Raw genomic sequence first — 26,514 nt, 5'->3', positions numbered from 1 at the left:
AGACCCAATGACCGTCATTTGCCTCGCCTTCCGAGGTCAGGAGGAGCGTAAGCTCACTTTGTCACGAGAGGAGAATGACAATGTCGACGATAAAATTCATCGGTCTGGATGTCCACAAAGAGACGATTGCCGTGGCTGTTGCAGACGATGGGCGATCGGGAGAAATCCGGTTCCACGGGACAATTCTCAACACGCCCGAGGCCATACGACGTCTGGTGTCGCGCCTGGCTACGCCTGATGCGACACTCCACTTTTGCTATGAGGCAGGTGGCTGCGGGTACGGCATCCATCGCCAGTTGCTGGGCATGGGTATGGACTGCAGTGTCATCGCCCCATCTGTAATACCGCGCAAGCCAGCCGACAGGGTGAAGACGGACAGGAGAGACGCCGAAATGTTGGCGCGACTGTTGCGATCGGGTGAGTTGACGGCAATCTGGATCCCGGATCCGGCACACGAGGCTATGCGAGACCTCGTACGCAGTCGGCGCCAGGTCAGACAGGATCTTGTTGCCAGCCGACAGATGCTTCTGGGGTTTCTGTTGCGCCATGGGCGTAAATTCACCGGTCGTACGAACTGGACAAAAGCGCACTGGAGATGGCTGGGAAGTCAGGCATTTGAAATACCACATCAGCAATTTATTTTGGGTGAAAGCATCCGACGCATTGAAGAAGCTCAGCAGCGTTGCGATCGACTGGACACCATGCTCATGGAGGCGTTACCGCGCTGGTCACTCGCGCCAGTAGTAAAGGCATTGCAGGCGTTGCGCGGTGTCGGCCCCATCGTGGCCATAACTCTTGCTGCAGAAATCGGGGACCTCAGCCGTTTTGAAACACCCAAACAACTCATGGGCTGGCTTGGTCTCGTGCCATCAGAGGCTTCCAGTGGCACCCGTACCCGTCGCGGCGCCATCACAAAAACCGGAAACCGAGAAACACGCGCAATGCTGGTTGAGGCAGCCTGGTCATACCGTCTGCCGGCACGCGAGGAGCGCCGTTATCGGGCGCGTGTCGAGGACTTGCCAGAGGAAATCAGGGCAATTGCATGGAAGGCGCAAGTTCGCTTGTGCCAGCGCTACCGAACTTTAGCGGCATCCGGTAAAGCCTTGCCGAAAGTAATCACGGCGATCGCGCGCGAGCTGGTCGGCTTCATCTGGGATATCGGTCGCCGCGTGCAACCAACCTGACACGGCTTCCTTCGCCCGGTCATCGGACCTGACGGGCGTGCCGCGAAGACCAGGCAAGATGGGTAATCCTCGTTGTAAGCTGGGGCAGGTTTCGACCGACGCCCGTCTATAGAGAGAGGAAGGCCCACGACGGAAATGGGAAATGCGGTAGCCAACCCGCGGATGAGAGCATGATCAATCGTCGTCGATCGGCTCGCGGCACACCCGTCAGGTCCACTATCAGTTTTTGGTCACACCAGACACCAGTCATGGTGTAGGCTTCTTGCAACTGCACTCCCCTAATGACGGTCATGAGAGCTTAGACACCTGTCCGAAAAATGGGGTCCACCTCTTCCAGACGGCGTTGGTCAGTGTTTGTTCTTCTCTCCGCCCTGCCCCGGCTTCGTGCTATTAGGAGCCGGGTTCAGGTTTCACGGAGGCTTTTATGCTCAGCCATATTTACATTGCAGGCTCGGCAGACGCAGCCCGTGAGGCCCTCCTCGACCGGCTGGACCGGAAGACCCGACAACAGCTTCCTGCCGGCGATCTGACAGAAGCAGTCGCCCTTCTTTCGACCGGCCGCTTCTCCCCTCGCCTGTCTCTGGTCATTCGCGGCATCGAATACCGGCATAACGAATTTGCCGAGGACACGATCCTGTCGACCACTGTGGAGACGGCTGAAGACGCCTTGGCGATCGCCAGTGCCCATGTGACCACTCTGCCCTCCGGGCACGATCTGGCAATCGCTCTGGATCTTGAACCCGATCCTGTCTTCGTGGCCTGGTTCAAGCCGAAAGCGGCCAAGCGGCGCAAAACTGGCTCTCAGGCCGTCACGCTGGTTCCTCTGGCCTCTCCTCTGGGTCAGCAGTCTTCCGCCGTCCTGCAGTGGTTCGATGCCCTGACCGACGAGGCCCTGCCCGACTATGACGGGACGCTGGTGACGGCGGAGCAAGCCTCGAGGACCTATTCCCGGGCCGCGAAGGCAATGAACACACGCAGGACCTACCGCTCGGCCGTGCGCTCCTGGTGCGCATGGGCGGCAGGACATGGACTCCCTGCCCTACCCGCCCGCAGCGAGGATGTTGCTGCCTACCTGGCTGATCTTGCGCTGCAGAAGAAGCGACCCGCAACGGTCGACCTTCATCGCGCCGCACTGCGCTATCTGCACCATATCGCCCAGGTTCCCGTCCCGACCTCCCATGCTCTGGTCTCCGAAACTGTTGCCGGTATCCGCAGGACGTCGACGGGAAGCACGTCCCGTCAGGTCAAGGGGCTGACCTGGGATCTGCTGGGCGACGTTATTGAGCAGATCGATACGAGGGAGCTCGTGGGGATCCGCGACAAGGCCATTCTTCTGCTCGGCTTTGCCGGCGCGCTGCGGCGGTCCGAAGTGGCGGCGCTGTGCCTGGAGAACGTGGCGCTGGATGATGACGGGATGCGGATCCGGCTGGACCGCTCAAAGGGCGATCGCACCAGTCAGGGTGTCGAGGTAGCGATCCCGAGGGGGATTACCGGTCTCTGCCCGGTCCGCGCTTACGAGGCCTGGCTACGCGCAACCAGACTTAACGACGCCAAAGGACCTGTTTTCCGGCGCATATGGCTACCGCCAACGTCCGAGCCCGGTGAGCCCCCTGCCCTGCCCTCCATGGGCACTGAGGCGCTGTCTGATCGGTCTGTGGCCCGTATCATCCAGAAGCGGTGCACGGATGCGGGACTGACCGGGGATTTCAGCGGGCACAGCCTGCGCCGTGGCGCGATCACGACAGGCGCGCGGGATGGCACCGATCTGGTTTCGCTCAAGCGCTTCTCCCGCCATCAGACCTTTGGCGTCGTGGAGAAATATATCGAGGTTGAGGATGCCATGACCAAACATCCTGGGCGGACCCGGTTTTGACGTCAGGCTACCTGAACACGGCCATCTGTTTCATGCCGTCATATGTGTTAACTGCCTACCAGCGAATCGATCGGGGAGGACGATGTGTTCGTTCCCGACCGTGAAAAACCACCAAAAGTTGTGTTCGATGCTTTCCACAAGTCGTTAGGTTTTCCCTGTGTTCGCTGCCTACCAGCACAGTTTTCTTCGGAAAACACACGTTCAAAACCTAAATTGATGAAGTGTTTTTTGCCTACAGCGATAATTTCCTAAAAAAAAAGAAGAAGTTTTTTCAGTAGGTTACAGATTTATCAACGTGTTCCCTGCCGACGAAACAATATAATAACAATATAATTTTTTTATTGTTTTGTAGGCAAGAAACACAATCACGCTAGATGAAACAGGCAGGCACCGAACACATCTGGAAGGGAAAGCAACGAACACATCGACAAGGCTCTGACGATGTGTGTTTCTGAGGTCATTGAAGATCTGCTGGAAATCGCATTATGCACACTAACGCTAAGTCGCAGCACGATCTGTTCAGATCAATTCACGAGCTTGTAGAAGTACACGGCCCTCAAGATGCTATCAAAATCGCTCAGAGCCATTCGTTAGAAAAAGATAGCGACGCTGCCGCTATGGCTGACCCAATACTTGACGTTGTTGCAGGCAGATCCGGACGTAAGATTGTCGATGCCGCTGCATCATCTTTGATTCGCGAAATAGAGGGCGGCAGTTCAATAGGCTATAGTTATAGCGCATGGTGCCTTGCTGGCCTCCCCCACCGAGAACGAAAACCAGGCGAAGACTGGCTAATAAAAACGGACTTTGCTCAATTGCTCGTCCGACCAGGTGTTCGACTGCGAGATGACGATTCAACTGAAAAACTGTCAGTTCCGTGCGGGACAATCGCAAGATTGCTCTTGATTGACTGGCAGTCCGAGGCTCTTGAAACGGGGTCACGGGAAATCTCGCTAGCAAAATCTCCTGCCTCTCTACTCAAAAGAATGGGACTTAGTCGCGGGGGTCCTATTAGCAAAAAGTTGGTCGAGCAAATCGAAAGGCTGGCGACTTGCACCGTGGACTTTAAGTTTGGAAACGACCGCGAAGGCGTAGTTGTCAACGAGCGTCTCGTTGAGTCATTTCGTTACGTTGGAGAAGTAGATCCTAGAACGAAAAGAAATACTCGCATGATTGAGACAGTCGTGCTTTCAGAAGCTTTCTATCGAGAGCTGCAAAGACATCCCATTCTTATCGACCGCGCTGCCATTCGTGACATACAGAACTCGCCAAGAGCTATTGATGCATATCTCTGGTTGGCATTCCGATTACATGCCCTTCAGGGGGATACTCCTGTAGGCTGGGGTTCACTATGGAAGCAATTCGGTACAGAATTTAAAACGCTCAAATCATTCAAGGCTGAATTTAAAGAACCTTTGGGGCTTGCACTCGCTGCTTATCGTTCCGCAAAGGTTGCCGTGACCGAGCGAGGGCTCGTGTTATCGCCCTCCCCGCCCCCCGTTTCTTCTTAGTTCTTGGGTTTATCCTTTTCGATCGTCTGGGCTTTAAACTGCTCGTAAAGATCGGGAACCGCAGTCATAACGAAGCTTGCAAACTCAGATGCGTCAGCCGATTTGAATACAAGATTCGTGGCCCGCTTTTTTGCTTCTAGATCGATTGAGAGAAATTTATCGGTCGATACCCAACGCGCCGCTGAGGCCGCGTCATTCAACAGCTTAGTGCTCTGTTTTTCCAATTGGCCCGCTTGTCTAGCTTTGCCCTGAACCCGCTCAAGTATTTCGGCAAATTTATCCACGTCTTCGGTTTTTCCGGAAGCCTCGATAAAAGCTTCCCACGATTTCTGATTTGGCGACGCCTTGAGATTTTCGGCCAGCTCTTGCCAGCGTGGGCGGCCGATGCTCGGACAAGGGCCAAGCCACTCAATTAAGATGGGCGGAATAGCTTCGGACACCGAGAGCATACGCGATAGCGCTGTTTTGTCGGTGTTGAGAGCAGTCATAATCGTGGAGCGCTCATACCCTCGTTCAAGAAGTCTGCGGGCAAATGTCGCTCTCTCAATGAATGAGAGATCTGCCCGTGCGCTATTTTCCTGCCCCTGAGCGATAATGAGGTCGTGATCCGATAATTCCTTCACCGCAGCTTTGACACTCAAGCCTAACTCACGGCACGCACGTAAACGACGATGGCCATATGCGGTTTGATAATGACCTGCTTTAGTGGGGTGTGGGCGGACCAAAATCGGAGAGAGCTGGCCTGTGTTCTTAATCGCGTCTCGTAGTTGTAGGTATGCCTCTTCATTACCAGGCATACGGTCTGAGACGAAGGATGTTTCGACAAGGACTGGCGACAACTCGATGATTGTCGCGCCTGTCTTTAGGAGATTTTCAAGCTCAGCTGCTTCGTCTGCCTTTTGGCGAAGAGACCCAAGGCTCTTCGCTACCGACCCGAGTGCTCCGCTACTGCGGTAAGAACCTGACAGCGACGTTGGCGAGGCTTCTTGCGTTTTGTTTGTAGGCAATGATTGCGCAGAAATCAGGTTACCCAAATTGTGCTTTCTTGCCATAGCTATCACTCCATGCTTACGTTTTCGTGCAGAAAATCTGCAATATCCGAATAGGTGTGCGCTTCAGTTGACAGCTGCCAACTTGTGACGCGAACCCTGTTAGTTGACAGCTGTCAACTCTGATGTCCTCCTGTTGTAGAGGTCAGTTAATGCGCCCCCACGCCCTAAAAATCAGCTCTCGTATCTCGCCGTTTACTGCGTTGACGGACTCAAGGGCGCGATCGTAGGTTGAGCCCGTAAATTGCTTTCTCTCGATCTCGAACAGAGTCTGCTTAGTAATTGCGGCATCCGAGACAGCCGTGCTTTTCAGCATTGGATTGGTGAGAACATGTTCACCAAATACCGTCCGCATAAATCCGGACATCTGTGTTTGGGGACCATCAGATGGTTCGTAGCGTGTAAGAAGATATCGGACCCAATCGTAAGACACGTTTGCGCCCGCGTCGCGCAAGTGAGTCATCACATCGCCCATCATGAGCAGGAACTGACACATCGACATCACGTCTAGCATCTGAGGATGCACAGTTACGAGAAGCCCTGTCGCCGCGCATACAGCCGACATGGTGAGATATCCAAGCTGAGGGGGACAATCGATCACTACTACGTCGTAGCTATCCTCGATATCCTGAAGAGCCTCGTCGACCCGAGAGAAAAAGATTGCACCAGCTTGGTCAGAAGATGCCAATAATCGTGGCGTCTCATACTCGAACTCCATGAGCTCAATGTTTCCAGGGACGATGTCTAAGCCAGGAAAATTCGTCTTACGTACGAGTTCTGAAAGCGGACGCCGTTCGGCATCATAGCGAATGGCTCCATATAGTGTTTCGTTCGCATGAACATCAAACTCTGGTTGAAAGCCATGTAGTGCTGATAGGCTCGCCTGAGGGTCGAGGTCGATCGCCAAAACTCGTAAGCCATCCAACGCGAGGCCTTGTGCTAAGTGAGCTGCGGACGTGGTTTTTCCGCTGCCACCTTTAAAGTTAACAACCGAGATAACCTGCAAGCCTTCACTGCCGCTCCTGCAGGGAACATAACGCTTCTGGCCTCGTGAGTTTTGATCGAGATAACGACGCAATTCGCATATCTGCTTGGCCGTATAGTGCCGCCGGCCACCGTTGCCGATGGCAGGAAGCGGACCTTTTCCTTCAAGTGCTAAATTGCGCAAATATCCTGGGGCCAATCCCAAAAGTTTGGCGACTTCTCCAATCTGGAACGACCGAAGTGTCTTTGAGGCATTGGGCGGGAATAGTTCAAGCCGGTGCGCCTGAAGGCGCTCAGAGAGAGCTTGTGCTTGCTGCGAGAGTAATTCGTCTACACCGCTGGCAAGACTATGGTCGGTGTTCGCTGAAGAGGACATTCACGTCGCCTTTCTGTGGGTGCGGTATATTATTACAAGTGCGGTGTGCGACGCACCGTGGTTATATAACCGCATTTAAAGAGGTGAGTTGACAGCTGTCAACTAAAGAGATGGGAAAAGTAGCGAATAGATAAAAAAAGGAGAGCCGACGGAGAGGCCGCTGCCAGTCAGCCGCCCGTGTTGCAACAGGTGGGTCGCCGTCTGTCCTCCCCATGCTCGCCGGCTGCGCCGCCTGTGCGTGGGTCCGGGTGACGCCGATCCTGCCGCTTCGCGGCACTGTTGCACCCCGGTCGCCTGCCTGACCGTCGCGATGATGTTTGAAGAACCAGAGATGGATCGAGCATCATGCAACGCTACCAGTTCCCCTATGTCCCAACACCTCGTGGCCGGCCTCCAATGCGCTGGACAGATACCCAGGAGCCCACAACCTGCCGCCGCTGCAACACGCATTGGGAAGAGGGCGATCCAGCACTGACGATTGCCTGCGCGGGTTGCGGCGCTCCTGCGGATGAACCGTGCCGCCGTAGATCCGGTGGCAATGAACGCGTGTGTGCCTGTCGCGACGAAGCGGCCGTCCAGATGGGGCTGCTCAAACGGTGCGACGGCCTGACCTGGGATGGCCGCCATGAGAAGCCGCTGCTGCTGCGAGAACGCCCGATCGCCCAGGCTCTGATGTGCCGCGCGGTGCAGACAGGCGCTCCGGTTAGTCGGTGGACATCATGAGCCCGGATCTTGCGTCCTATGACCACATCATTGTCGCCGTGTCCGGCGGGAAGGACGGCGCGGCCTGTCTGCTCGCCCTGCTGGAAGCCGATGCTCCGGCCGAACGCATCGAGGTCTGGCATCACGAGGTGGATGGGGCAGGGCGGTCCTTCATGGACTGGCCCTCCACAGGCCCGTATGTCGCGGCTCTGGCGCGGGACTTCAGCCTGCCGCTCTATCGGTCCTGGCGTGAAGGCGGCTTCGAGCGCGAGATGCTGCGGGACGCTGCGCCCACAGCTCCGGTTGTCTTCGAAACACCGGATGGAGTCATCCGAGCAGGAGGGCAGGGGCCAGAGGGGACACGGCTGCGCTTTCCCCAGGTCTCAGCCAGCCTGTCCGTGCGCTGGTGTTCGGCGAGCCTCAAGGTTGAGGTGGCCGATCGCGCCTTGCGGGGACAGGACCGGCTTCTCAGCCGCCGTACCCTGATGGTCACAGGCGAACGCGCCGAAGAGAGCCCCGCACGGGCCCACTATGCGGCCTTTGAGCCCCATCGGACTGACACGAGGAACGGGACACGGCGGCGCCGTCATGTTGATCACTTCCGCCCTGTGCATGCCTGGTCCGAGGCCAAAGTCTGGGACATTCTCAGGCGTTGGCGCGTCATGCCCGCCTTTCCCTATCAGGTCGGCTTTTCGCGCCTGTCCTGCGCGTTCTGTATCTTTGGCAATGCAGACCAGTTCGCCACCCTGAAATGGATGGATGCGAACCGGTTTGCGAGGCTGGTGAACTATGAAAAGGACTTCGGCTGCACGATCAAACATGACCGAGGGTTTGATCAACTTGCGTCCGAGGGCGCGCTCTATCACGCGGCCCGGTCGCGCCCCGACCTGGTCGCCGCCTGCCTGTCAGAGCGTCCGTTGCAGACGGTTCTGACCGAGGATTGGATCCTCCCGGTCGGAGCCTACGGCACCGGGGGAGGACCGCTCTAAGCTCAGGCGCGAGTGGTACGGCCGCGACGTTTCTCAGGAAGCTTCTTCACGGGAGCAAGCTCCTCTTCCTGCGGTACGGGCTCCTGAGGCGCAGTGGCGCGGGTCGTAGAGCCCAGGCCCATCTCGCGGGCGAGGGACGAGCGCTTCTCGGAGTAGCCGGGCGCCACCATCGGGTATTCGCGCGGTAGGCCCCACCGGGCCCGGTACTGATCCGGCGTCATGTTGTAGGCCGCCTTGAGATGACGGCGGAGCATTTTCAGCTTTTTCCCGTCTTCCAGGCAGATGATGTAGTCGGGAAACACGGAGCGCTTTGGATTGACGGCAGGGGTCGGAGCCTCTGCCACGACAGGCTCCGGCGTGGCCGGGGCTGCGAGGGCGTCGTGCACGCTGCGGATCAGCGCAGGAAGCTGTTCCGCTGAGAGATCGTTCTGCGACAGGTAGGCGGCTACGATGTCAGCCGTTAGCGGTAAAATATCGGCGTGAGGGTGTGCCGGGGTTTCAATCAGATCGGTCATAAAATTCCCTCAAGGTTCTGTAAGTGTCCTGTACATGGATCGCACAGATCATGACTTCAAGTCGTTACGACTATTACTGCACCATAGGTTAACAGTTTCCTGAGTCGCCCGAAAACAAAGTCGTGTTTCTTCTACTGTTACAGCACAGGTTCGCAAAACACGCAGGCGAAAAAAGAAGAAGAGAAAAAGAGAGATAAGAAAAGGAGGGGAGGCAGCACGGGATCGCCCTGTGCCGCAAGGGGTGGGTCCGTCCGTGTCCTCGCTGGCGCTGCGGGCCGGGCGGTCCCGACGCTGACGCGTCGCCCTTGCAGCCCAGAGCGACGCCGCGCGCGCCGGAAAGGGTCAGAAAGGAGACAGAAGACGATGCCCGTCATGGCCCTCACACGCCCAACCCCCACACAGCAGTTCAGCCTGGTTCAGGCCCACCGCGAGGGCTGGACCATTCTCGAAGGCTGCGGCCCCGAGCACGCCGACACCCAGCTGCGCGGCGTGACCTGCTCGGACCAGAATGCCTGGTGGCAGGTCGCACGTCAGGCCCGACAGGGATCGTCGTATCACCGAGAGGCCCTGTCGCGTCTGTCGTCCAGTGAGCGTGAGCAGATCTCCCTGCGCTTCGGCCCGCTGTGACCTGATCCGCAAGGCCTGAGCGCCTTTCGCCCAAACCCATCCTGTTTGTTTTCCGGCCCCCCGGTCTGCCTCGTGCAGCACCGGGCGCTGCCGCTTGTCCGGAGTTCCGCCCATGAGCAAGACCCAGCTCAGCTTTTTCGATACCTCAGCCCTTGGAGGCGGCAGCAATACCCTGTTCTGGGGCGACCTGCCCGGAGACCGTGCGCTCGACGAGGCTGCGTCCCTCGCAAAAGAAGCCGCTGCCGCTCCTGTGGTGGCCCCGAAGATCGACTTTCGCCTGTGCGGCACACGCGATCTGGCCCAGGGCTGGAAAGCGCGGGCGCGGGACAATCTCGCTGCCATCCGTCTCCTGACCGAACTGGAAACGGACGGCCGCAATGCAACGCCCTCCGAACAGGCTTTGCTGGCGAAGTTTACGGGATTTGGAGCCGGGGAGCTGGCCAACAGCCTATTCCCTCGTCCTGGCGAAGCCTTCCGTCAGGGCTGGGAGGAAATCGGCGTGCAGCTTGAAACGCTGACCAGTCAGCAGGAGCGGGCCGGACTAGCACGGGCCACGCAGTACGCCCATTACACGCCGGAACTGATCGTACATGCGCTTTGGGATCTGGTCGCGCAGATGGGCTTCCGCGGCGGACGCGCGTTGGAGCCGGGCTGTGGCACGGGTCTGTTCATGGGCGCGATCCCGGAGAAACTGGCCCCCAAGACAGCCTGGACGGCGATCGAGAACGATCCGCTGGCCGCCCGCATCGCCCGCAAGCTGTTTCCGAACCAGTGGGTGCGGTCTGAGGACTTCACGACGGCGAAGATTGCCGAGCAGTTCGACCTCACGATCGGCAACCCGCCGTTCAGCAACCGCACGGTGCGCGGCACGGACGCGCTGGGGCGGCTTGGCCTGTCGCTGCATGACTATTTTATCGCCCGCTCTGTCTCCCGCCTGCGTCCTGGAGCGATGGGCCTGTTCGTGACGTCACGCTGGACGATGGACAAGCGCGACGCCACCGCACGCCGGCACCTGTTCGAAACGGCGGATCTGGTCGGGGCGGTGCGTCTGCCCGCAGGTGCGATGCGCGATGATGCCGGAACCGATGTGGTGGTCGACGTGCTCGTTCTGCGCCGTCGCGAGATCGGCGGCAGCCCGGGCGAAAACGTCTGGCTGGAGGTTGCGGATCTGCCCGACACGGACGAGGGGGAGGGACCGCTCAGCATCAACCGCTATTTCGTAGAGAACGGTCAGCAGGTGCTGGGTCGGCACGGCTGGACGAGCGGACAGTTCGGGCCGGAATACACCTGCGCGGCGAACCCGATGCTGATGCTCGACGACGCCCTGCCGAGCGCGCTCTCCCGTCTTGCCACTCTGGCACGTTTCCCGGTGCCGCAGACGTTCGACGTCGAGGCGCTGCGCGAAAGCCGCCGTGCGGATGTCGGCACGGCAGGGGAGGGGGCGAGCCTCAAGGAAGGCAGCTACCTGATCGAGAAGGGCGCGCTGCACCAGATCATCGACGGCCAGTCGGTGCCGGTGAAGGTGAAGAAAGGCGAGCAGAAGGACGGCATCTTCCAGAAGCACGCGCGCATCATCGAAGGCCTGATCCCCGTCCGCGATGCCGCCCGTGCGGTCCTGCGCGCCCAGGTGGAGAACCTGCCTTACAGTGCGCTCCAGGCGGACCTCAGGCGCGCCTACCAGACGTTCGTGCGACAGTTCGGTCCGATCAACCTGACAATCACCAGCACGCGTGTTGATCCGAAAACCGGAGACGAGAGCACGACGCAGCGGCGTCCGAACCTCCAGCCCTTCTATGACGATCCGGATGTCTGGCTGGTCAGCTCGATTGAGGAGTACGACGAGGACCGGCAGGTCGGCACACAGGGGCCGCTGTTCTCCGAGCGTGTGATCCAGGCGACGCTGGAGCCGGAGGTCCACAGCGCCCATGACGCGCTTGCGGTCTGCCTGCATGAGACGGGTGTGGTGGAGATCCCGCGCATTGCCGAGCTGCTGGGGCGGTCCGAAGATGAGGTCATCGCCGAGCTGGGCAGTGCCATCTATCTCGATGCCGGACGCAGCCAGCCCGGGCGCGATGTCTGGGTGCCAGCCGACGAGGCGCTGTCAGGCGCGGTGCGCACGAAACTGGCGCAGGCCCGCAAGGCGGCCGAGACTGACCCCCGCTTTGCCCGGGCCGTGGCTGCGCTGGAAGAGGCCCAGCCCGAGGATCTGCGGCCGAGCGACATCACGGCCCGTCTGGGGGCACCGTGGATCCCGACCGCCGACATCGAGGGCTTCATCGCCGAGGTGATCGGGGTCGATGCCGGGGTGTGGCATACAAAGGAGGTGGCGTCCTGGACCCTGGACAAGGGACCGTTCCGGGGCAAGGCGGAGGCGACGTCCGTCTGGGGCACCGAACGGCGTCCCGCAGGGGAACTGATCGAGGATGCGCTCAATCAGGCTATCCCGCAGATCTGGGACACCTGGCGCGACGAGAGCGGCGAGCACCGGACCCTGAATGCGCAGGAGACCGAGGCCGCCAAGGAAAAGCTCGCCGCCATCAAGACGGCCTTCCAGACCTGGGTGTGGCAGGACCCGGAGCGCGCCGAGCGTCTGGTGCGGCTGTATAACGACACCTACAACAACCTCGTCCCCCGCGCATTCGACGGCGCGCATCTGCAGTTGCCCGGGGCCAGCACCACGATCCAGCTGCGCGCCCATCAGAAACGGGTGGTCTGGCGCATCATCGCCACGGGCAACACTTACATGGCCCACGCGGTGGGATCGGGAAAGACTTTCTCGATGTGCGCGGCGATCATGGAGCAGCGCCGTCTCGGCCTGATCTCGAAGGCCATGGTGGTGGTGCCGGGACACTGTCTGGCGCAGATGGCCCGCGAGTTCCTGATGCTCTACCCGACCGCGAAGATCCTGGTGGCGGACGAGACGAACTTCGTGAAGGCCAAGCGTCAGCGCTTCCTCGCCCGTGCGGCCACGGGACAGTGGGATGCGATCATCATCACGCATGACGCCTTCAAGTTCATCCCGGTCGAAACCGCGTTTGAGCAGGCGATGATCGAGGCGCAGATCGCGTCTTACGAAAGCCTGCTGTGCGAGATCGACGCCGACGACCGCATCTCGCGCAAGCGCATCGAGCGCATGAAGGAGGGAATGAAAGCCAAGCTGGACGGGCTGGCCAGCCGCAAGGACGATCTGGTGCATCTTGGCGAGATCGGGATCGACCAGATCCTTGTGGATGAGGCGCAGCAGTTCCGGAAACTGAGCTTCGGTACGAACCAGTCCAGCCTCAAGGGCGTCGATCCGAACGGCAGCGGGCGGGCCTGGGACCTGTACGTCAAGGCCCGCTATCTCAGCCGCATCAATCCCGGTCGCGAGCTGGTCATGGCCTCGGGCTCGCCGATTACGAACACTCTGGGCGAGATGTACAATGTGCAGCGCTTCCAGCAGATCGACGCCCTGATCGAGCGCGGCCTGCACGAGTTCGACGCCTGGGCCGCCAATTTCGGGGAGACCCGCACGGAACTCGAGCTTCAGCCAAGCGGGCTGTACAAGCCTGTGACGCGGTTTGCGGAGTTCGTGAACGTGGCCGATCTGATGGCCATGTACCGGCATTTCGCGGACGTTGTGCAGCAGGACGATCTGCGCCAGTACGTAAAGCTGCCTGAAATCGCCACGGGAAGCCGCCAGATCATCGTCGCTGACAGCGGACCCGCTTTCCGCGATTACCAGAAGGAACTGGAAGCGCGGATCAAGCTGATCGAGGAGCGTAAGGGCAAGCCGCAGAAGGGTGAGGATATCATCCTGTCCGTGATCAACGATGCGCGTCACGCGGCGATTGATCTGCGCTTTGTCCGATCCTGGGAAGACAACGACACCAGCAACAAGCTGAACGTCATGATCGCGAAGGTCTTCGACATCTGGAAGGCGACGCGCGACAACCGTTACACCGATCCCGATACCGGCAAGCCGTATGACCTGCCCGGGGCCGTGCAGATGATCTTCTCGGATCTGGGCACGGAAGCGGCGCTGGAGAAACGGGGCTTCTCGGCCTATCTGTGGATCCGCGACGAGCTGATGCGGATGGGCGTGCCGCGCGACGAGATCGCGTTCATGCAGCACTACAAAAAGAGTGCGGCCAAGCAGGGACTGTTTCGGGATCTCAATTCCGGGCGCAAACGCATCCTGATCGGCTCAAGTGCGACAATGGGCACGGGCGTGAATGCACAGCAGCGTCTGATTGCCCTACACCATCTCGATGTGCCCTGGCTGGTGGCCGACATCATCCAGCGTGAGGGACGGATCGAACGCCAGGGCAACCAGAACCCTGTGATCCAGATTTACGCCTATGCCCTGAAGGGTTCGGTGGATGCCACAAACTGGCAGCTTCTGGAGCGCAAGCAGCGTTTCCTGTGTCTGGCCATGTCCGGAGACCGGTCAATCCGCCGTCTGGAGGATATCGGCGAGAGTGCGAACCAGTTTGCCATGGCGAAGGCACTCGCTTCGGGCGACGAGCGCCTGATGAAGAAGGCAGGACTGGAAGCAGAACTGGCCCGACTGCGTCGTCTCAAGGCCGCCCATTACGACGACCAGTTCAACGTGCGTCGTGCGATCGAGCGGGCCGAGCGCGATCAGAGGACTGCGGAGACGTTTATCCCGAAGATCCGGGCAGATATCGCGAAACGCCAGTCGACACGGGGCGAAGCGTTCCAGCTTGTGCGCAAGTCGGATGTGATGACCGAACGTCAGGATGCCGGCAAGTGGCTGATGGGTCAGGCGCGCACGGCCAAACGCGCAGAAACGAAGGGCCGGTGGACACTCGGCGAGATCGGCGGCTTCGAGCTGGTGTGCGAGACCTGGAGTTCGACCTTCATGGACCAGACCGAATGGGAGGCGACCATCGCAATCGTGGCCGAGGACCGGATGATCGGGATCGATTTTGATCACGACACCGCCCCGCTTGGCTTTATCGCCCGCATCGAGAACACCCTGCTGCGCTTCGACAGCGAGCTTGCGGATGCGCAGCGGCTGCTTGCCGAGACGGAGCGCAAGCTGCCCGGCTACCGTGCCCGCGACGGGATGCCGTTCCGCGAGGCCGCACTTCTGGAGGAGAAGGAAGAAGAGATGGCGTCTCTGGAGGCGGATCTGGCCGAGGATACAGCGCGTCGGGAGGCGGAGGCCGCCGAAGCGCTGGCCGCGATGGAAAGCCTGAGCATCAACGACAATGGGGGAGGAGGAGAGGAAGAAGAAGCGGCAGCATAAGGAGAGGGGGAAGGGGCGGGCATGGCCCGCCCGGTGCGGCAAGGCTCAGGCCGGGCGCGCTGACGCGCGGCCTTGCCGCACCGGGCAGCCCCTGCATCCGCGAAGAGGTTGAAAGAGACATCAGAGGAAGAGAGCATGTCCTATCGTATCGTCTATGACCTCGCCGCCGTGCGACTTCCAGCAGAAACCCTGCGCCCTCATGTCGCGGATAGCAGCTTTTATGCCGATCAGTATCTGCTGATGGAGTTGGGTGGCGATAATAATGTCTATGAGGGGCGGGGGTCGCTCCGCGCGAGAAGCTGGTCCCTGATTGGCGCGGGACAGAGCTGGGAGATCATGCGCGAAGTCGTGCAATATGCCGCCTCCTGTGAAGGGGGCGGGATGCGCTTCTCCGGTGCCAGCGAGACGCAGGCAGAAACCTATATCCGCAAGTGCCGGACTGTGTTGCGGGACGCTGTGGGCGCGCAGGCGCTTCTGGATCGGGGCATGACCTGCACGGGACATTTCGCGCTTCGCAAGGGGCCGGTCTCCGCGTGGCTCCAGAAGCGTGTGGACGAGCTCTCGACGATCAAGGCTCCGGAGAGGACAGGCGAAACTCCGGTGTGGTCCTGGCTGAACCTGCTGCGTGACCCGAGGGATGCGGCCATTTTTCTGGCATATTCCAATCTGGACGATGCGCCTGTCTATAATCGGGCGACAGTTCATGGACCGTGTCACGAGCGCCACTCCATCATGAAAGGTCTGACCCCATTCGTGGAGTGCGCGGCATGAGCCAGATGGACAAGGCCATCATTTCCAAGGTTCTGTGCGGTGTGAACGTGGAGATTTTCACCTATCCGAATGGTGAGGCCCTTCTGCGCACCGTGGACAGCTATCCCGTCAACGGGAATGACTGGCACGGGCCATATAAAGATGCGACCTGCGCAGAAGCCGATTTCGTGGACCGCAACGCGCCGCCCGTAATTACGCCGAAGGATCTGCAACGGGGCCGCCTGAATGGGACTATTGCCCACACTCTTGAGGGCGTCGAGATGATGCTGACCATGGATCGCTGGACCGGGGGCAGTTGTCTGACGTCGTTCATTGTCAGACCCGAGGGGCAGGCATGAGCGAAGTCCTTCCGACGTCCGCAGGCCTCGTCTGCCGGCACCTGGATCTCAGTACCGGGCATCTTCCGGTCGCTGAGCGCGATGCGTGCGAGCTTTATCTCAGCAGCGGAGGCACAGCAGGGCGAAGCTGCCTCGGCGGCCCTTATGGCTGGATGATTTATGTTCCCACCGAGGCGGAGGACGTGCCGCAGGACGTGTCTCCGGAACTGGCCGCCCTGATGGCTCAGGCCCGGGAGCAGGACTGCCATTACATCCACTTCGATCGGGATGGGTCGATCGACGAGGCGCTGCCTTTTTACGAGTAGCCGCTACCGCCGTGCCTGTCTCAGGACAGAGAGAAGGCGACGGGAAGAGAAACGGAAATGAGAGAGGGAGCCGCCACAGGTCGCGGCTCCGCGCAAGGCTCAGGCCGGGCGCGCTAACGCGCGGCCTTGCGCGAAGCCACGCCCTGTGCCCGCGCCGAGATCATCACAACAGAAAAAAGGAGAGAGGCGTGTCAGACCCGGCAGGACAACCCGCGGCCGAAGTGGCGCTCAGAGCAAATCTGGCGCTGATCTTTGAGGCGATGCGGACGCATGGCGTGAAGACGGTCAAAGTTGAGTACGAAGCCAAAGAAGGCTGGTGGACAACACTTCATGTGACGGCGGACGACATCCCGGATCTGTTCGAAGACCGGTCCCTGGAGAAGGCCGTTGCAGCGCTTGGACCTGACCAGACGATTGCCCCTCTGTTTCCAAACAGCTTCGACCTTGTGGTCTGGCACTGCGTCGAAACCGTTATCCGCCGCGTGCAGACCGATTACGACACCGATGAAGACGGGTCTTACGGCACGGCCACGCTGACGCTGGAAACGCGACAGCTGGAGGTCGAGCATATCGAGCGTGTGGTCTCCCACCTCGCGCACAGCCTGATCGCCTGATTTCCCACCACGACACCCTTACGACATCACTGGAGCCCATCATGGACGAACTGCGCCTTGTCGATCCCAACACCCTGATCGCGAACCCGAACAATCCCCGTCAGACGAAGCCCGGTCAGGCGAGCATTCGTCAGCTGGCGCTGAATATCCGCGCAGTCGGGCTTGTCCATCCGCCGCGCGTGCGTGAGCTGGGGGACGGCAGCCTGATGATCATCGCGGGCCACCGAAGGACGGAAGCGGCGATCTATGCCGGTCTGACAGAAATTCAGGTCCATGTCACAAAGATCGACAATGGTCTGGAGGATCTGGCGGCGGCCAGTGAGAACATGATCCGCGAGGGCATGACCGAGCCGGACCAGTGGCGTGCCGTGACCCGGATGCGCGAAGAGCTTGGCTATACGGATCAGCAGCTGTGCATGGCGCTGATGATCACGCCTGCCTATCTCAAGGGCCTCTCTCTTCTGGCCAGACTGCATCCGCCGATCCTGCACGCCATCGAGATTGGCCGTGGCCCGGACCTGAAAGAGCGTCGGACTCTGGCCCTTTCGTCGCTGGAGGATCAGGCCGCCGCCTGGGCTGAAATGTTCGCCGAGAGCGTCGAGGAGGGAGAGGACCCGGCCGGATATCGTCTCAATGCCGACGATCCAGAAGACATCGTGAACTGGCGCGACTTTACCTGGCACCTGCAGCAGGATGAATGGTATGCGCGTGATGCCCGGTTTGACGATGCGCTGGCGCAAAAGCATGGCATCGTCTGGATCGAAGATCTGTTCGGGCAGGGCGATGAGGACAATCGCTACGTCACGGATGCCTCGGCGTTTCGGGCGGCGCAGGAAGACTGGATCGCCGAGCATCGCCCCGAAGGAACGCTCGCGCTCGAGACAGGCGAGTATGGGTCTCCGCTTCGACCAGAAGGCTACAACTTCGTCACGCGATGGATGGGCGAGCAGGACACCGATGTCGCCGGCTACTGGCTCAATCCGAACACGTTGAAGATCGAAGAGCAGACGTTCCGCTACACAGGTGAAGAAACACTCCGCTCCGAGCCGCGGGTGGTGGAGCAGACGCCACCCCCAAAGAAGGAGCGCGCTGACATCTCGGGTACGGGTCTGAAGATGATTGGCTCTGTGCGGACCCTCGCGCTGAAGAAGGCGCTGACGGCGAAAAGCGAAGACGCGGATCCGTGGGATCTGGTGGCCGGACTGCTGCTCGCTCTGAATGCGAACAACGTCCATATTTACGGCTCTTCAGGCCGGTCGCCTTATGAGAACGCGGTGAAGACTGCCATGGAAGCACTTTTTCCGGAAGGCGAACTGGTGCGTGATGAAGCGCTGATCCGCCGGCACGCGCTGGAAAGCCTCGCGGGCTTTATGAACTGCGAGGTCAGTATGCACTCCGGCTCCGGCATGGCAGCCGAACTGCTGGGCTGTCTGTTCAACGCGGACGCCCACATGCCGACCATGGCTGATGAGGCGTTCTTGAAGACCTACAGCAAGCCCGGAATCACCAAGGCGGTTCAGGCGCATGGGCTCGCGCCACTCAATACGGGCAAGGAGATGCGCGCTGCCCTACTGAATGCCGTGGGAGACGGACACTGGGTCCCGGAGGCCGCCGGTTTTGCGCAGGCGATTGGTGCTTGGACAGAGGAAGTGCGGGAGCAGCAGGCCCGCCGCGCCAAATGGGTCGGCCTGAAAGATGAACTGGAAGACGGGGATGAAGACGACCTGAACTGTGCGGACGCGGAGGATCTGGAAAACGTGATGGACGAGGAGGGCGGAGAAGACGCGGGCGAGCCAGACGTCACAGAGAATGAGCCGACAGAAACACGCGACCTCGTGGTGCCGCAGGAACTGGTGGCCATGCAGGCTGCCATGGGAGGGCGGCTGGAGATCCTTCGGGTCTGAGGCAACGCGATTGCGGCCACGTTCCGGGCCAGACTTGCGCGTAGCGCCTGATCTGGCACAACAGGAGATTGGGGTCGCCTGATGAGTCCGCGCGACGAAACGTCTGTTCAGGTTACGGTTCAGACGTCGCGGCCCCCGAAAATCGTAACCGGATGTGGGTCGGGGGTCGCTTGCCCACAGTCGTCAGAGTGAAAGGGGAAGCCATGATCTTCGTGATCGTGGTGGACCGTAAGTGGTTTACGAAGATCCTTCGTAAAACGAAGAAGACCCTTCAGGCGGTTGCCACCGCACTGAAGAGCCTCTCCGAGTAAATCACTTAAGGTAAACCGGGCCGTGAGGTGTTTTTTGCGAAGCCCCTCACGGCTCACCTCTGAACTTGGACGAACCGGTTGCGATTTTCAAGGGCGGAGTCAGCATGGCTCCGCCCTTTTTCATGCGGTGAGACGCAGCCTTGTTCCACAGGGCAGGACAGCCCGCGCAAGGAAACAAGACGAGAAAAGAGACAGAAAGAGGAGAGAAGGGGTAAGCGTCCGGAGATCACACAGTTGACGACTGCTATCACCTACCTTTCAGGCGCCAGCAAGATGATATGCCTGTCCTCAAAGCGGACGAAGCAATAAGGTACGCGGCAATTGGTCTTTTCCAATTCTTGGGCGGTTCAATGTCCGTACCCTTACCGCACTGAACGATCGCAACGTGGGCCGTATGGGACCGCACTGCTGGTAATCGCGCGCAAGGGTTATCACCGATACGGAACTAAAAATGACGGGGTAAAGAACGATGGCCGGTCGAATACTTTCTCGTAATATCAGCCTCGCAACGCTGGCTTTATTACTGGGAGCCGCTGCCCCCCAGCCACCGCCATTTCTCGCATCGTTCATCACGAAAGGCAGCTTTGTCCCCGGCGATTACAGCTTCGCGCGTGGAGCTTTCCCTGGTGCCACGCCTGAACAGGTAGCAAATTGGGACCAGATTAAACCCTATCTTCACGCCTGTGAGCACGAAGCGGCATTGGCTGCAAACGCGTCCCTGAAACAGATCGGCGTGAATGCAAAAGTACCTGAAGATAGAGACTATCAGGACCATTTATGCGATCAGGTTGGCTGGGCTGCCAGCGCCACAAAGGATTTTACAAGTTGGGATAGCTTTCAGTCCGCATTTTCCAAAAGTCTTCCCTACTATCAAATCTATGCGGCTGGTTTGAGTGCATCCGCTTCGGCGGTTGAGGTGCATCGCGATAGCGATAACCTGACGGATCAGATTTTGGCCCGTATCATCCCCGACCAAGGCTGGCGTTACCCGATGACGGGGTCGTTAGACGCGCTGCCTGGCGTCGATGCCGATACGCACAAAGCTCTGTTGCACCGTATCATTGCGGATATGATCGAGACGGATTGGGACAACAGTCATTGGGCACGCAGGGTCGTCACAGCGCATGGCTGGGCGGCCCTGACGAAAATGGGCGGAAAGGTTCCGGGCCTGATGTGGCTGATGGTGCAACACGCGGACACCGATCCGGCACTGCAGGTGCTGACGTTGCGGCAGATCGAGCCGCTGATGCTCGCTGGAAAATTTTCCCGCGAGGATTATGCGCTGATGTTCGACCGGGTCAGCCTCGCCACTATCGGCACGCAGCATTACGGATCACAACTCTCGTGCAAGAATGGTCATTTTGCGCCATACTCAATGGATGTTGGCGGAGACGACTCTAAAGTTCTGGACGCGCGGCGGGCAACGATGAACCTGCTCCCAGAAGCGAAATATCTGACCTACCTGCCTGATCATTGCTGATGATAGACTGTGATTATTTTGAGCCGCTCCGGGTTGTGCGGAGACGTCTGCTTTCAACCGATTGTGCCGAACAGCCGACATTCCGCTCCCCCCCCCAAATCAGCTGTTGATGCTTTGGGGAAATGGAAGCAGTTCGCTGAGACGCGCGGCTGGATATCCATCGATCATGCGTGTCAACACGTCACGCAGCCAGACGAACGGCTCAATGCCGTTGAGCTTGGCCGTTTCAATCAGGGACGCCACGATGGCCCACCGGTTGGCGCCGCCCTCGCTACCCGCGAACAAAGCATTCTTACGGCCGAGCGTGACAGGTCGAATGGCCCGTTCCACCGGATTGGTGTCGAGATCTATGCGTCCGTCCTCAATAAACCGCGCAAGATCGCCCCAGCGGTTCAACGCATAGCGGATCGCCTCTGCCAGTCTTGCGCGGGAGGGGAGCAAAGCCAGCTTTTGTCGGAGCCAGAGTTCCAGTGCCTCAACGCGCGGTCGACTGCGCTTCTCCCGAAGGGTCTTGCGCTGATCGGGCGGCAAACCCTGGAGTGTGGCCTCAATATCGTAGAGTGCCCGGATCTGCACCAAAGCCTCCGTGGCAATCGGTGATCCCGTTTGGTGCAGCTCATAAAACTTGCGGCGCGTATGCGCCCAACACGCTGCCAGATGGACTTTTCCGTCCCGTGTCAGATGCTCAAACCCGGTATAGCCGTCAACTTGCAGAATGCCGCGATAGCTCTCCAGATGGCGTGCCGGCCAGACGGACGTGCGATCCGGTGTCGCATAAAACACCACGGCTGGCGGGGCCGTACCGCCAAAGTGGCGGTCGTCACGCGTGTAGGCCCAGAGCCGTCCGGTTTTAGTCCGACCTCGTCCCGGATCAAGGATGGGCAGTGGGGTGTCGTCCGCGAAAACCCGTTCTGCGGCACAGACATGGTTCATCAGCTGGTCGCGCAGCGGGGCCAGCCACCAGGCGGCGGCCTTGACCCAATCGGCCAGCGTGGAACGCGCGAGAGCGACACCGTGACGGGCCAACATCTGGCTTTGGCGATACAGCGGCAGGTGATCGCAATAGCGACTGGTCAGCACATGCGCGATTAGACCCGGCGTGGCGAGACACCCTTCGGCGATGCGCTCAGGTGCTGGAGCCTGATGCAGCGTCCCACAGGCGCGACACGCGCATTTGGGCCGGTTGATCCGCACGACCCGCACCGAGGCCGGAACCCAGTCCAGCATTTCACTGGTGGTCATGCCCGCGTCGCGCAGTGCGCCACCGCAGGACGGGCAGGCTGTCACGTCGGCTGGGATTGTCACGTCCGTGCGCGGCAGGTGCTCTGGCAGGGCTTTGCGATGAAGTGGTTTGACGGTCGGCGCCGCGCCGCTGATGTCCGGTATCATCGTGGAGACCGATGTCATGGAGGCCGGGTGGTCAGCGTTGGCTTCCAGCGTCAACAGAAGCTGGTCGGGTTCGAGTGTCTCGGCGCGACGACCGAACCTGGCGCGCTGGAATTCCCGGATGATCTGCCGCAAGCGGTCAATCTCGATCTGTCCCTCATCGACCGCGCCAGCCAGATCCCGCACCAGAGTTTGCAGGGTGATCGGGTCAAACGGCAGGCTGTCGAGGGCAATCCGCATGTCTATAAAATGCCAGTTTCCTGCGGGTTTGTACAAGAAAAATCGGCGCGTTTTACCCTGCCATCAGCATGCGTCGTGCAGGGGCCTGTGCCCGCCAGTCCAACCCTTCCAGAAGCATCGACAATCGGGCTGGGGTCAACAGAACTGTCGCCGGTTCTCCGGGGCTGGCCTGTGTGACCGGCCACGTAAAGATCCCCTGATCGAGGCGCTTGGCATACAGGCACATGCCGTTGCCATCGTGATACAGAAGCTTGATCAGTCCGGCCCTCCGGCCGCGAAACACAAACACATGCCCGCTGAACGGATCCGCCCGCAGCGTCTCCTGCACCAGCACCGACAACCCGTCGATCCCCTTGCGCAGATCGGTGTAGCCCAGGGCCACATGGACCCTGACATGGGGTGGCAGGGTGATCATGCCGCAGCCTCGAGCGCATCCGCCAGTCGGGTCATCACGTCAAAGTCGATCGGAGTAGTAACCCGCAGGATACGCCCATTGCGCAGCACGATCTCAATGGGCGCTCCGGGGTTTTGCCTGTCTTTGGAGACAAGCGGGGAGGCTTGTGTTTGGGGTGCCTGTTGTGGCGTGGAAGGGGTGTCGTCGATCTTAACTGCGGCAAATTTCGGCTGACGTGCCAGGGGATCAGCCGGACATTCTGCAATTTGATCTGCGAACTGCTTCTGCCAACGATACAGCACACTGGATGTCAGACCGTTCATTTTGGCATAGCGATCAAGCGACATCCCTGATTGCCGGGCATCGATCAGAAGCGCCAAACTCTCTTCGGGCGTCCATGTCTTACGCACCCGGACGGCCAGAAGACTTTTCAGATCCCCGACGGGGATGGCAAGATCCGCCCTAGACGAGCCAGAGAATTCCTTAGCCCGTTCTCCTGATGTCCCGTCCGGAATCGACGCCTTGATCGGTGGCGGCCAGACAAAACCAAGCCGGCGCGCCCAGAGCCGAAGAGCTTTGGCGCTGAGACCATGGCGGCTGCAGAAAGCAGTCTGCGTCAGCCCGCTCTCAGCAAACAGGACAAGCCGGTCTCGCCAAACCTCTTTCCGATTAATCATGACACTCCAATACCCGTAGTGGAGGCACGATTAAGGCACACCTCAAGCAGGATCGCAGCGTGTCATCTCCGGACGCTTACGAGAAGGGCGGGGTGCCAGAGCCTGTCTGTCGCCGCAAGGGGTGGTGTCCTCGGCTGACGCCTGCGGGACCGCCGCTGACGCGTCGCCCTTGCCCCGCCAGTCAGGCCCTGACCCCGGAGAGGACAGTTGAAGAGACATGAAGAGAAGGAGATCAGCATGTCCGAACACCCGACTGTCACCGTAGGCACCCGCGTCAGCACCATCCTGTACAACAGAGGCCGGGGCGTCGTGTCTGCGGTCCATGGCACGCCTCGTCCCGAGACAATCAGACGCCTTGCTGGCGGCTTCATCGCCGCGGGAGGCAATGCCAGCTTTGATATCGTCTTTGCCTGCGGGAGTATCAGCAAGAAGCTGCCCGAGAGCATTCTGCATGGTGTGCAGTGGACGATCTTCCACGACGAGCCCAAGGCCAGCCCTGAGGAAATTGCGCAGCTGCACGCTCATGCCGAAGCGTGCCGCGCTGAAAAGCAGGCACAGAAAGATCAGGCTGAGGCGGCGCATGCGGCCGAAATCGAGCGTCTGCGCACCGCTCCTGAATACGCCCATCTGGAGCAGGGATCGGACCAGAGCGGCGTGCTGGCAGGAAAGAACATCCGCCGTCTGCTGAAAGCCGCCCTGCCAAAACACAAATTCCGGGTGCGCAAATCCTCCTACGGGTCCGTCTTGATCGGCTGCGATGCCCCGCTGGACGATGCGGCACAGAAGACTGTTGACGACATCAGAAAGCGGTTCAGATCGGGGTTCTATGATGCGGCGTCGGATTGCCACTCGAAAAGCCGGAGCCCCTGGCAGGACGTCTTTGGCAGCGCCGAATACGTCTTCTGACCCTACCTTACCCCTTCACAGTTCTTCAGGCCGCCGCGAGGCGGCCTTTGTCATATCTGGAGATCGACATGGCTTTCTTTACGCTCAGTGCTACGCCCGCCACCGCAAAGCGTGAGGGCTATTTCACCAGCACCACGATGGCGTTCATGTCCGATCTTGGTGAGCGCCGCACCGTCGAGGCGAAGTCGGTGGATGGCCTCAAGCCACTCATTCTGAGCTTCGGCCGCGACACAGCGCTTCAGCATCCCGGCAAGTCCTTCAAGATCATGATCACGGTCAATCGTGGCAGCCGCAAGCCGCGCGGCTTCGACGCGGCTTATGATTCAGAGGAGCTTGGCACCTCCGAATGGCTAGAGACCACGATTGCAGATCCGGTACCTCACGAGGGCACGCCAGGTGTGGCCTCATGGGGAACACGCTACACGCCATTCCGCATGGACGCTGCAGAGCCGCGCGAGGTCTCGCTCACCGAGGCCGAACGCCTGTCTGAGGACGGCCATCTCGGCTTCAAGGGGTGGGCCGCGGAAGTCGCCGCCAGTCTCGAGACCATTGGCGCGCCTGCGGCTGCTTTGGGCAACGAGACCCGGGACACTCTGGTGTCGCGCTATCGCGCCCACCAGCATCCTGCCCTGGCCGCCGCCGTCCTGATCGCAGCTTCGCTAGCGGATCAGCTGGCGGCCTGAGGCCAATGCAGGGGAGCGGATGATGTCTCCCCTGCCAGATCCAACAGTTCAAAAGACGAGCGAGTTTTCCATGGTCGATGAAAACCTTCTCCAGATCGAGACCTGTCTTCTGGATCGTCGCAGGGTCCATCTTGGCGTGGCACCGGATGGGCGCGTCTATCTGCGCGTGACGTCGTTCTGGCCGAAAGAAGCCGCCCAGCTCTGGCACGGCCCCTATTCGGATCGACAGGCGGCCGAGACGGATTTCCGAACCCGGACGCAGCCGCCGCGCGTCACGCGCGCCCAGATCGCCGAGGCCAGTCGCCGCGGGGAGCATGGCACGGTCGAGGGTGTTCCCATGATCGTCCTGAGGCATCGCTGGACAGGCCACATGACCCTGACGGCCTATCAGCTGGTGGATGAGGCCGGGCAGGAGAAGTCCGCGCGCCAAAATGGACACATCTGAACCGCGTATCGTCACCCGCGTGAGCCGGGTGGAGGGAGAGCAGGAAGAAGAAAGAGGAAAAGAAGCAGAAGGAGAGAGGGGCAGCACAGGCTGTCTGCGCTGGCAAAGGGTGGGTCTCCACGCGTCCTCGCCCTGACGGGCTCCGGGGCGTGGAGATCCCGCCGCTGCGCGGCGCCTGTGCCATCACAGCCATCCTGTGCCTGTGCCGGAGAGGTCATCAGAGAAAAGAGATGACGGCAACAGGAGTGACCTTTCATGCAGATTTCCCAACAGACCCTTCAGGACATCAAGGACGTTGCCGGACTGGCCGGTGGGTTCTTCGGTTTTCTCGCCCTGGTCTTCGCCTTTACGTGCCTGCCGAGCTTTCTGGCTGGCCCGGTGCCCCATCATTACCTCGCCTCCGCCGCCCATCGCAGCCACAGTCAGGGCTGAGCTTTTTCACCTCCGAACGTCCCAGCGCCCCGCCATCGAGCGGGGTTTTTTCATTTCTGATCAAAGGAAAATGACCCATGATCGTGACTTTCGACCGCGCGCTGATCGAGCGCCTTCTTGCCCATGCCGAGACCGCGTCCGAGCGCCGCGCCACGCTGACCCAGCTCTTTGACAAAAGCCTGCGCAAGCCCGGGCATGGCGCGCGTGAATGGGGCCTTCAGGAAGACGTCGATCCCACAAAGATCTCTGCGGGTCTGTGGCTGGTTGGCGATCACGGGATCTACATGATGTCGAACGGGCTTCCCCTTCTGCCGTCCGATGACGGTCAGAAGCCCAATCTGTGCGCGTATGCGCGCGAAGCGGACCCGGAACAGAACGCGGGCAGGGCTCATGACGTGAAACGCCAGGCTTTTGGCGGGGATGACGGATGCGAGTTCCTGGACGCAGCGCTTGTGCGGCAGGCTCTCAAGCAGGCGTCAGGCGACACACTGCGCATGAACATCACTCCGGAAACACTCGAATTCCTGGCCTGACCAAGGGTCCTCGAAATCTTTCAGGAGAAGA

General features: G+C 60.0%; 24 protein-coding genes. 18 read left to right on the top strand and 6 right to left on the bottom strand.

All coding sequences use genetic code 11. The features are described 5' to 3' along the window. Positions 1–80: 80 nt before the first annotated feature. The 3 genes from GKO01_RS11255 to GKO01_RS11245 all read left to right on the top strand — a co-directional run bounded on the left by GKO01_RS11255 (position 81) and on the right by GKO01_RS11245 (position 4,568). Entirely contained in the window at positions 81–1,184 is a 1,104-nt protein-coding gene (locus GKO01_RS11255; protein WP_408870309.1) for an IS110 family RNA-guided transposase, read from the top strand. Positions 1,185–1,608: 424 nt separating this feature from the next. After that, the gene (locus GKO01_RS11250) at positions 1,609–3,057 is read left to right on the top strand and encodes a site-specific integrase (RefSeq protein WP_099287152.1); all 1,449 of its coding nucleotides are present in this window, start codon (positions 1,609–1,611) and stop codon (positions 3,055–3,057) included. A gap of 485 nt (positions 3,058–3,542) precedes the next feature. Then, the gene (locus GKO01_RS11245; protein ID WP_099287151.1) at positions 3,543–4,568 is read left to right on the top strand and encodes a replication protein RepA; all 1,026 of its coding nucleotides are present in this window, start codon (positions 3,543–3,545) and stop codon (positions 4,566–4,568) included. Here GKO01_RS11245 and repB read toward each other — a convergent pair. Next, the gene (repB, locus tag GKO01_RS11240; RefSeq protein WP_099287150.1) at positions 4,565–5,620 is read right to left on the bottom strand and encodes a plasmid partitioning protein RepB; all 1,056 of its coding nucleotides are present in this window, start codon (positions 5,618–5,620) and stop codon (positions 4,565–4,567) included. The two genes, GKO01_RS11245 and repB, sit on opposite strands and share 4 nt — an antisense overlap. 142 nt (positions 5,621–5,762) lie before the next feature. Further along, positions 5,763–6,977 (bottom strand): plasmid partitioning protein RepA, encoded by a 1,215-nt coding sequence (gene repA / locus GKO01_RS11235; RefSeq protein WP_099287149.1) that lies wholly within the window; start codon positions 6,975–6,977, stop codon positions 5,763–5,765. Positions 6,978–7,322: 345 nt separating this feature from the next. On the opposite strand from repA, the gene GKO01_RS11230 reads away from it, so the two are divergent. After that, positions 7,323–7,700, top strand: coding sequence for a hypothetical protein (locus GKO01_RS11230; RefSeq protein WP_145994757.1), 378 nt, complete (start codon positions 7,323–7,325; stop codon positions 7,698–7,700). Continuing rightward, positions 7,697–8,668 (top strand): phosphoadenosine phosphosulfate reductase domain-containing protein, encoded by a 972-nt coding sequence (locus GKO01_RS11225; RefSeq protein ID WP_099287147.1) that lies wholly within the window; start codon positions 7,697–7,699, stop codon positions 8,666–8,668. Before GKO01_RS11230 ends, GKO01_RS11225 begins: the two co-directional genes overlap by 4 nt. 2 nt (positions 8,669–8,670) lie before the next feature. On the opposite strand, the gene GKO01_RS11220 is transcribed toward GKO01_RS11225, so the two are convergent. Beyond that, entirely contained in the window at positions 8,671–9,183 is a 513-nt protein-coding gene (locus tag GKO01_RS11220) for a MucR family transcriptional regulator (protein ID WP_099287146.1), read from the bottom strand. Between the two features lie 363 nt (positions 9,184–9,546). On the opposite strand from GKO01_RS11220, the gene GKO01_RS11210 reads away from it, so the two are divergent. The 8 genes from GKO01_RS11210 (at position 9,547) to GKO01_RS11175 (ending at position 20,787) form a co-directional block, all read left to right on the top strand. Then, positions 9,547–9,810: a hypothetical protein gene (locus GKO01_RS11210; RefSeq protein ID WP_099287145.1), complete on the top strand. Its 264-nt coding sequence runs from the start codon at positions 9,547–9,549 to the stop codon at positions 9,808–9,810. Between the two features lie 112 nt (positions 9,811–9,922). Next, positions 9,923–15,064, top strand: coding sequence for a DEAD/DEAH box helicase family protein (locus tag GKO01_RS11205; RefSeq protein WP_099287144.1), 5,142 nt, complete (start codon positions 9,923–9,925; stop codon positions 15,062–15,064). A gap of 135 nt (positions 15,065–15,199) precedes the next feature. Then, on the top strand, positions 15,200–15,835 hold the full coding sequence (locus tag GKO01_RS11200) for a hypothetical protein (protein ID WP_099287143.1): 636 nt from the start codon (positions 15,200–15,202) through the stop codon (positions 15,833–15,835). Further along, the gene (locus GKO01_RS11195) at positions 15,832–16,173 is read left to right on the top strand and encodes a hypothetical protein (RefSeq protein WP_099287142.1); all 342 of its coding nucleotides are present in this window, start codon (positions 15,832–15,834) and stop codon (positions 16,171–16,173) included. Before GKO01_RS11200 ends, GKO01_RS11195 begins: the two co-directional genes overlap by 4 nt. Further along, positions 16,170–16,478: a DUF5983 family protein gene (locus tag GKO01_RS11190; RefSeq protein ID WP_099287141.1), complete on the top strand. Its 309-nt coding sequence runs from the start codon at positions 16,170–16,172 to the stop codon at positions 16,476–16,478. The genes GKO01_RS11195 and GKO01_RS11190 overlap by 4 nt, the downstream gene beginning before the upstream one ends. A gap of 188 nt (positions 16,479–16,666) precedes the next feature. Beyond that, a complete protein-coding gene (locus tag GKO01_RS11185) occupies positions 16,667–17,092 on the top strand; it encodes a hypothetical protein (RefSeq protein ID WP_099287140.1) in 426 nt (141 codons plus the stop codon). Positions 17,093–17,133: 41 nt separating this feature from the next. Continuing rightward, positions 17,134–18,996, top strand: coding sequence for a ParB N-terminal domain-containing protein (locus GKO01_RS11180; protein ID WP_099287139.1), 1,863 nt, complete (start codon positions 17,134–17,136; stop codon positions 18,994–18,996). 780 nt (positions 18,997–19,776) lie between these two features. Continuing rightward, complete coding sequence (locus tag GKO01_RS11175; protein ID WP_099287138.1) at positions 19,777–20,787, top strand: DUF6624 domain-containing protein; 1,011 nt, start codon at positions 19,777–19,779, stop codon at positions 20,785–20,787. A 99-nt stretch (positions 20,788–20,886) separates the two neighbouring features. On the opposite strand, the gene tnpC is transcribed toward GKO01_RS11175, so the two are convergent. Genes tnpC through tnpA form a run of 3 tightly spaced genes read right to left on the bottom strand, consistent with a single transcriptional unit; the run spans position 20,887 to position 23,484 of the window. Next, positions 20,887–22,413, bottom strand: a complete 1,527-nt coding sequence (gene tnpC, locus GKO01_RS11170) for an IS66 family transposase (protein ID WP_099287137.1) — start codon at positions 22,411–22,413, stop codon at positions 20,887–20,889. A 52-nt stretch (positions 22,414–22,465) separates the two neighbouring features. Next, positions 22,466–22,828, bottom strand: a complete 363-nt coding sequence (gene tnpB, locus GKO01_RS11165) for an IS66 family insertion sequence element accessory protein TnpB (protein ID WP_099287136.1) — start codon at positions 22,826–22,828, stop codon at positions 22,466–22,468. After that, entirely contained in the window at positions 22,825–23,484 is a 660-nt protein-coding gene (tnpA, locus tag GKO01_RS11160; protein WP_099287135.1) for an IS66 family insertion sequence element accessory protein TnpA, read from the bottom strand. Before tnpA ends, tnpB begins: the two co-directional genes overlap by 4 nt. 237 nt (positions 23,485–23,721) lie before the next feature. On the opposite strand from tnpA, the gene GKO01_RS15985 reads away from it, so the two are divergent. The 5 genes from GKO01_RS15985 to GKO01_RS11140 all read left to right on the top strand — a co-directional run bounded on the left by GKO01_RS15985 (position 23,722) and on the right by GKO01_RS11140 (position 26,483). Then, on the top strand, positions 23,722–24,390 hold the full coding sequence (locus tag GKO01_RS15985) for an LPD29 domain-containing protein (RefSeq protein WP_158093571.1): 669 nt from the start codon (positions 23,722–23,724) through the stop codon (positions 24,388–24,390). Between the two features lie 68 nt (positions 24,391–24,458). Beyond that, complete coding sequence (locus GKO01_RS11150; RefSeq protein WP_099287133.1) at positions 24,459–25,073, top strand: hypothetical protein; 615 nt, start codon at positions 24,459–24,461, stop codon at positions 25,071–25,073. A 19-nt stretch (positions 25,074–25,092) separates the two neighbouring features. Next, on the top strand, positions 25,093–25,518 hold the full coding sequence (locus GKO01_RS11145) for a hypothetical protein (RefSeq protein WP_145994756.1): 426 nt from the start codon (positions 25,093–25,095) through the stop codon (positions 25,516–25,518). A gap of 255 nt (positions 25,519–25,773) precedes the next feature. Next, on the top strand, positions 25,774–25,950 hold the full coding sequence (locus GKO01_RS15980; RefSeq protein WP_158093570.1) for a hypothetical protein: 177 nt from the start codon (positions 25,774–25,776) through the stop codon (positions 25,948–25,950). Positions 25,951–26,027: 77 nt separating this feature from the next. Then, the gene (locus tag GKO01_RS11140; protein ID WP_086649747.1) at positions 26,028–26,483 is read left to right on the top strand and encodes a DUF3085 domain-containing protein; all 456 of its coding nucleotides are present in this window, start codon (positions 26,028–26,030) and stop codon (positions 26,481–26,483) included. Positions 26,484–26,514: the final 31 nt, after the last annotated feature.

Source organism: Gluconobacter kondonii (assembly GCF_002723995.1).
In the GTDB taxonomy this organism is placed as follows: domain Bacteria; phylum Pseudomonadota; class Alphaproteobacteria; order Acetobacterales; family Acetobacteraceae; genus Gluconobacter; species Gluconobacter kondonii.
The sequence above is the reverse complement of the archived record's forward strand: the minus strand, read 5'-3'. Positions and strand labels throughout refer to the sequence as shown.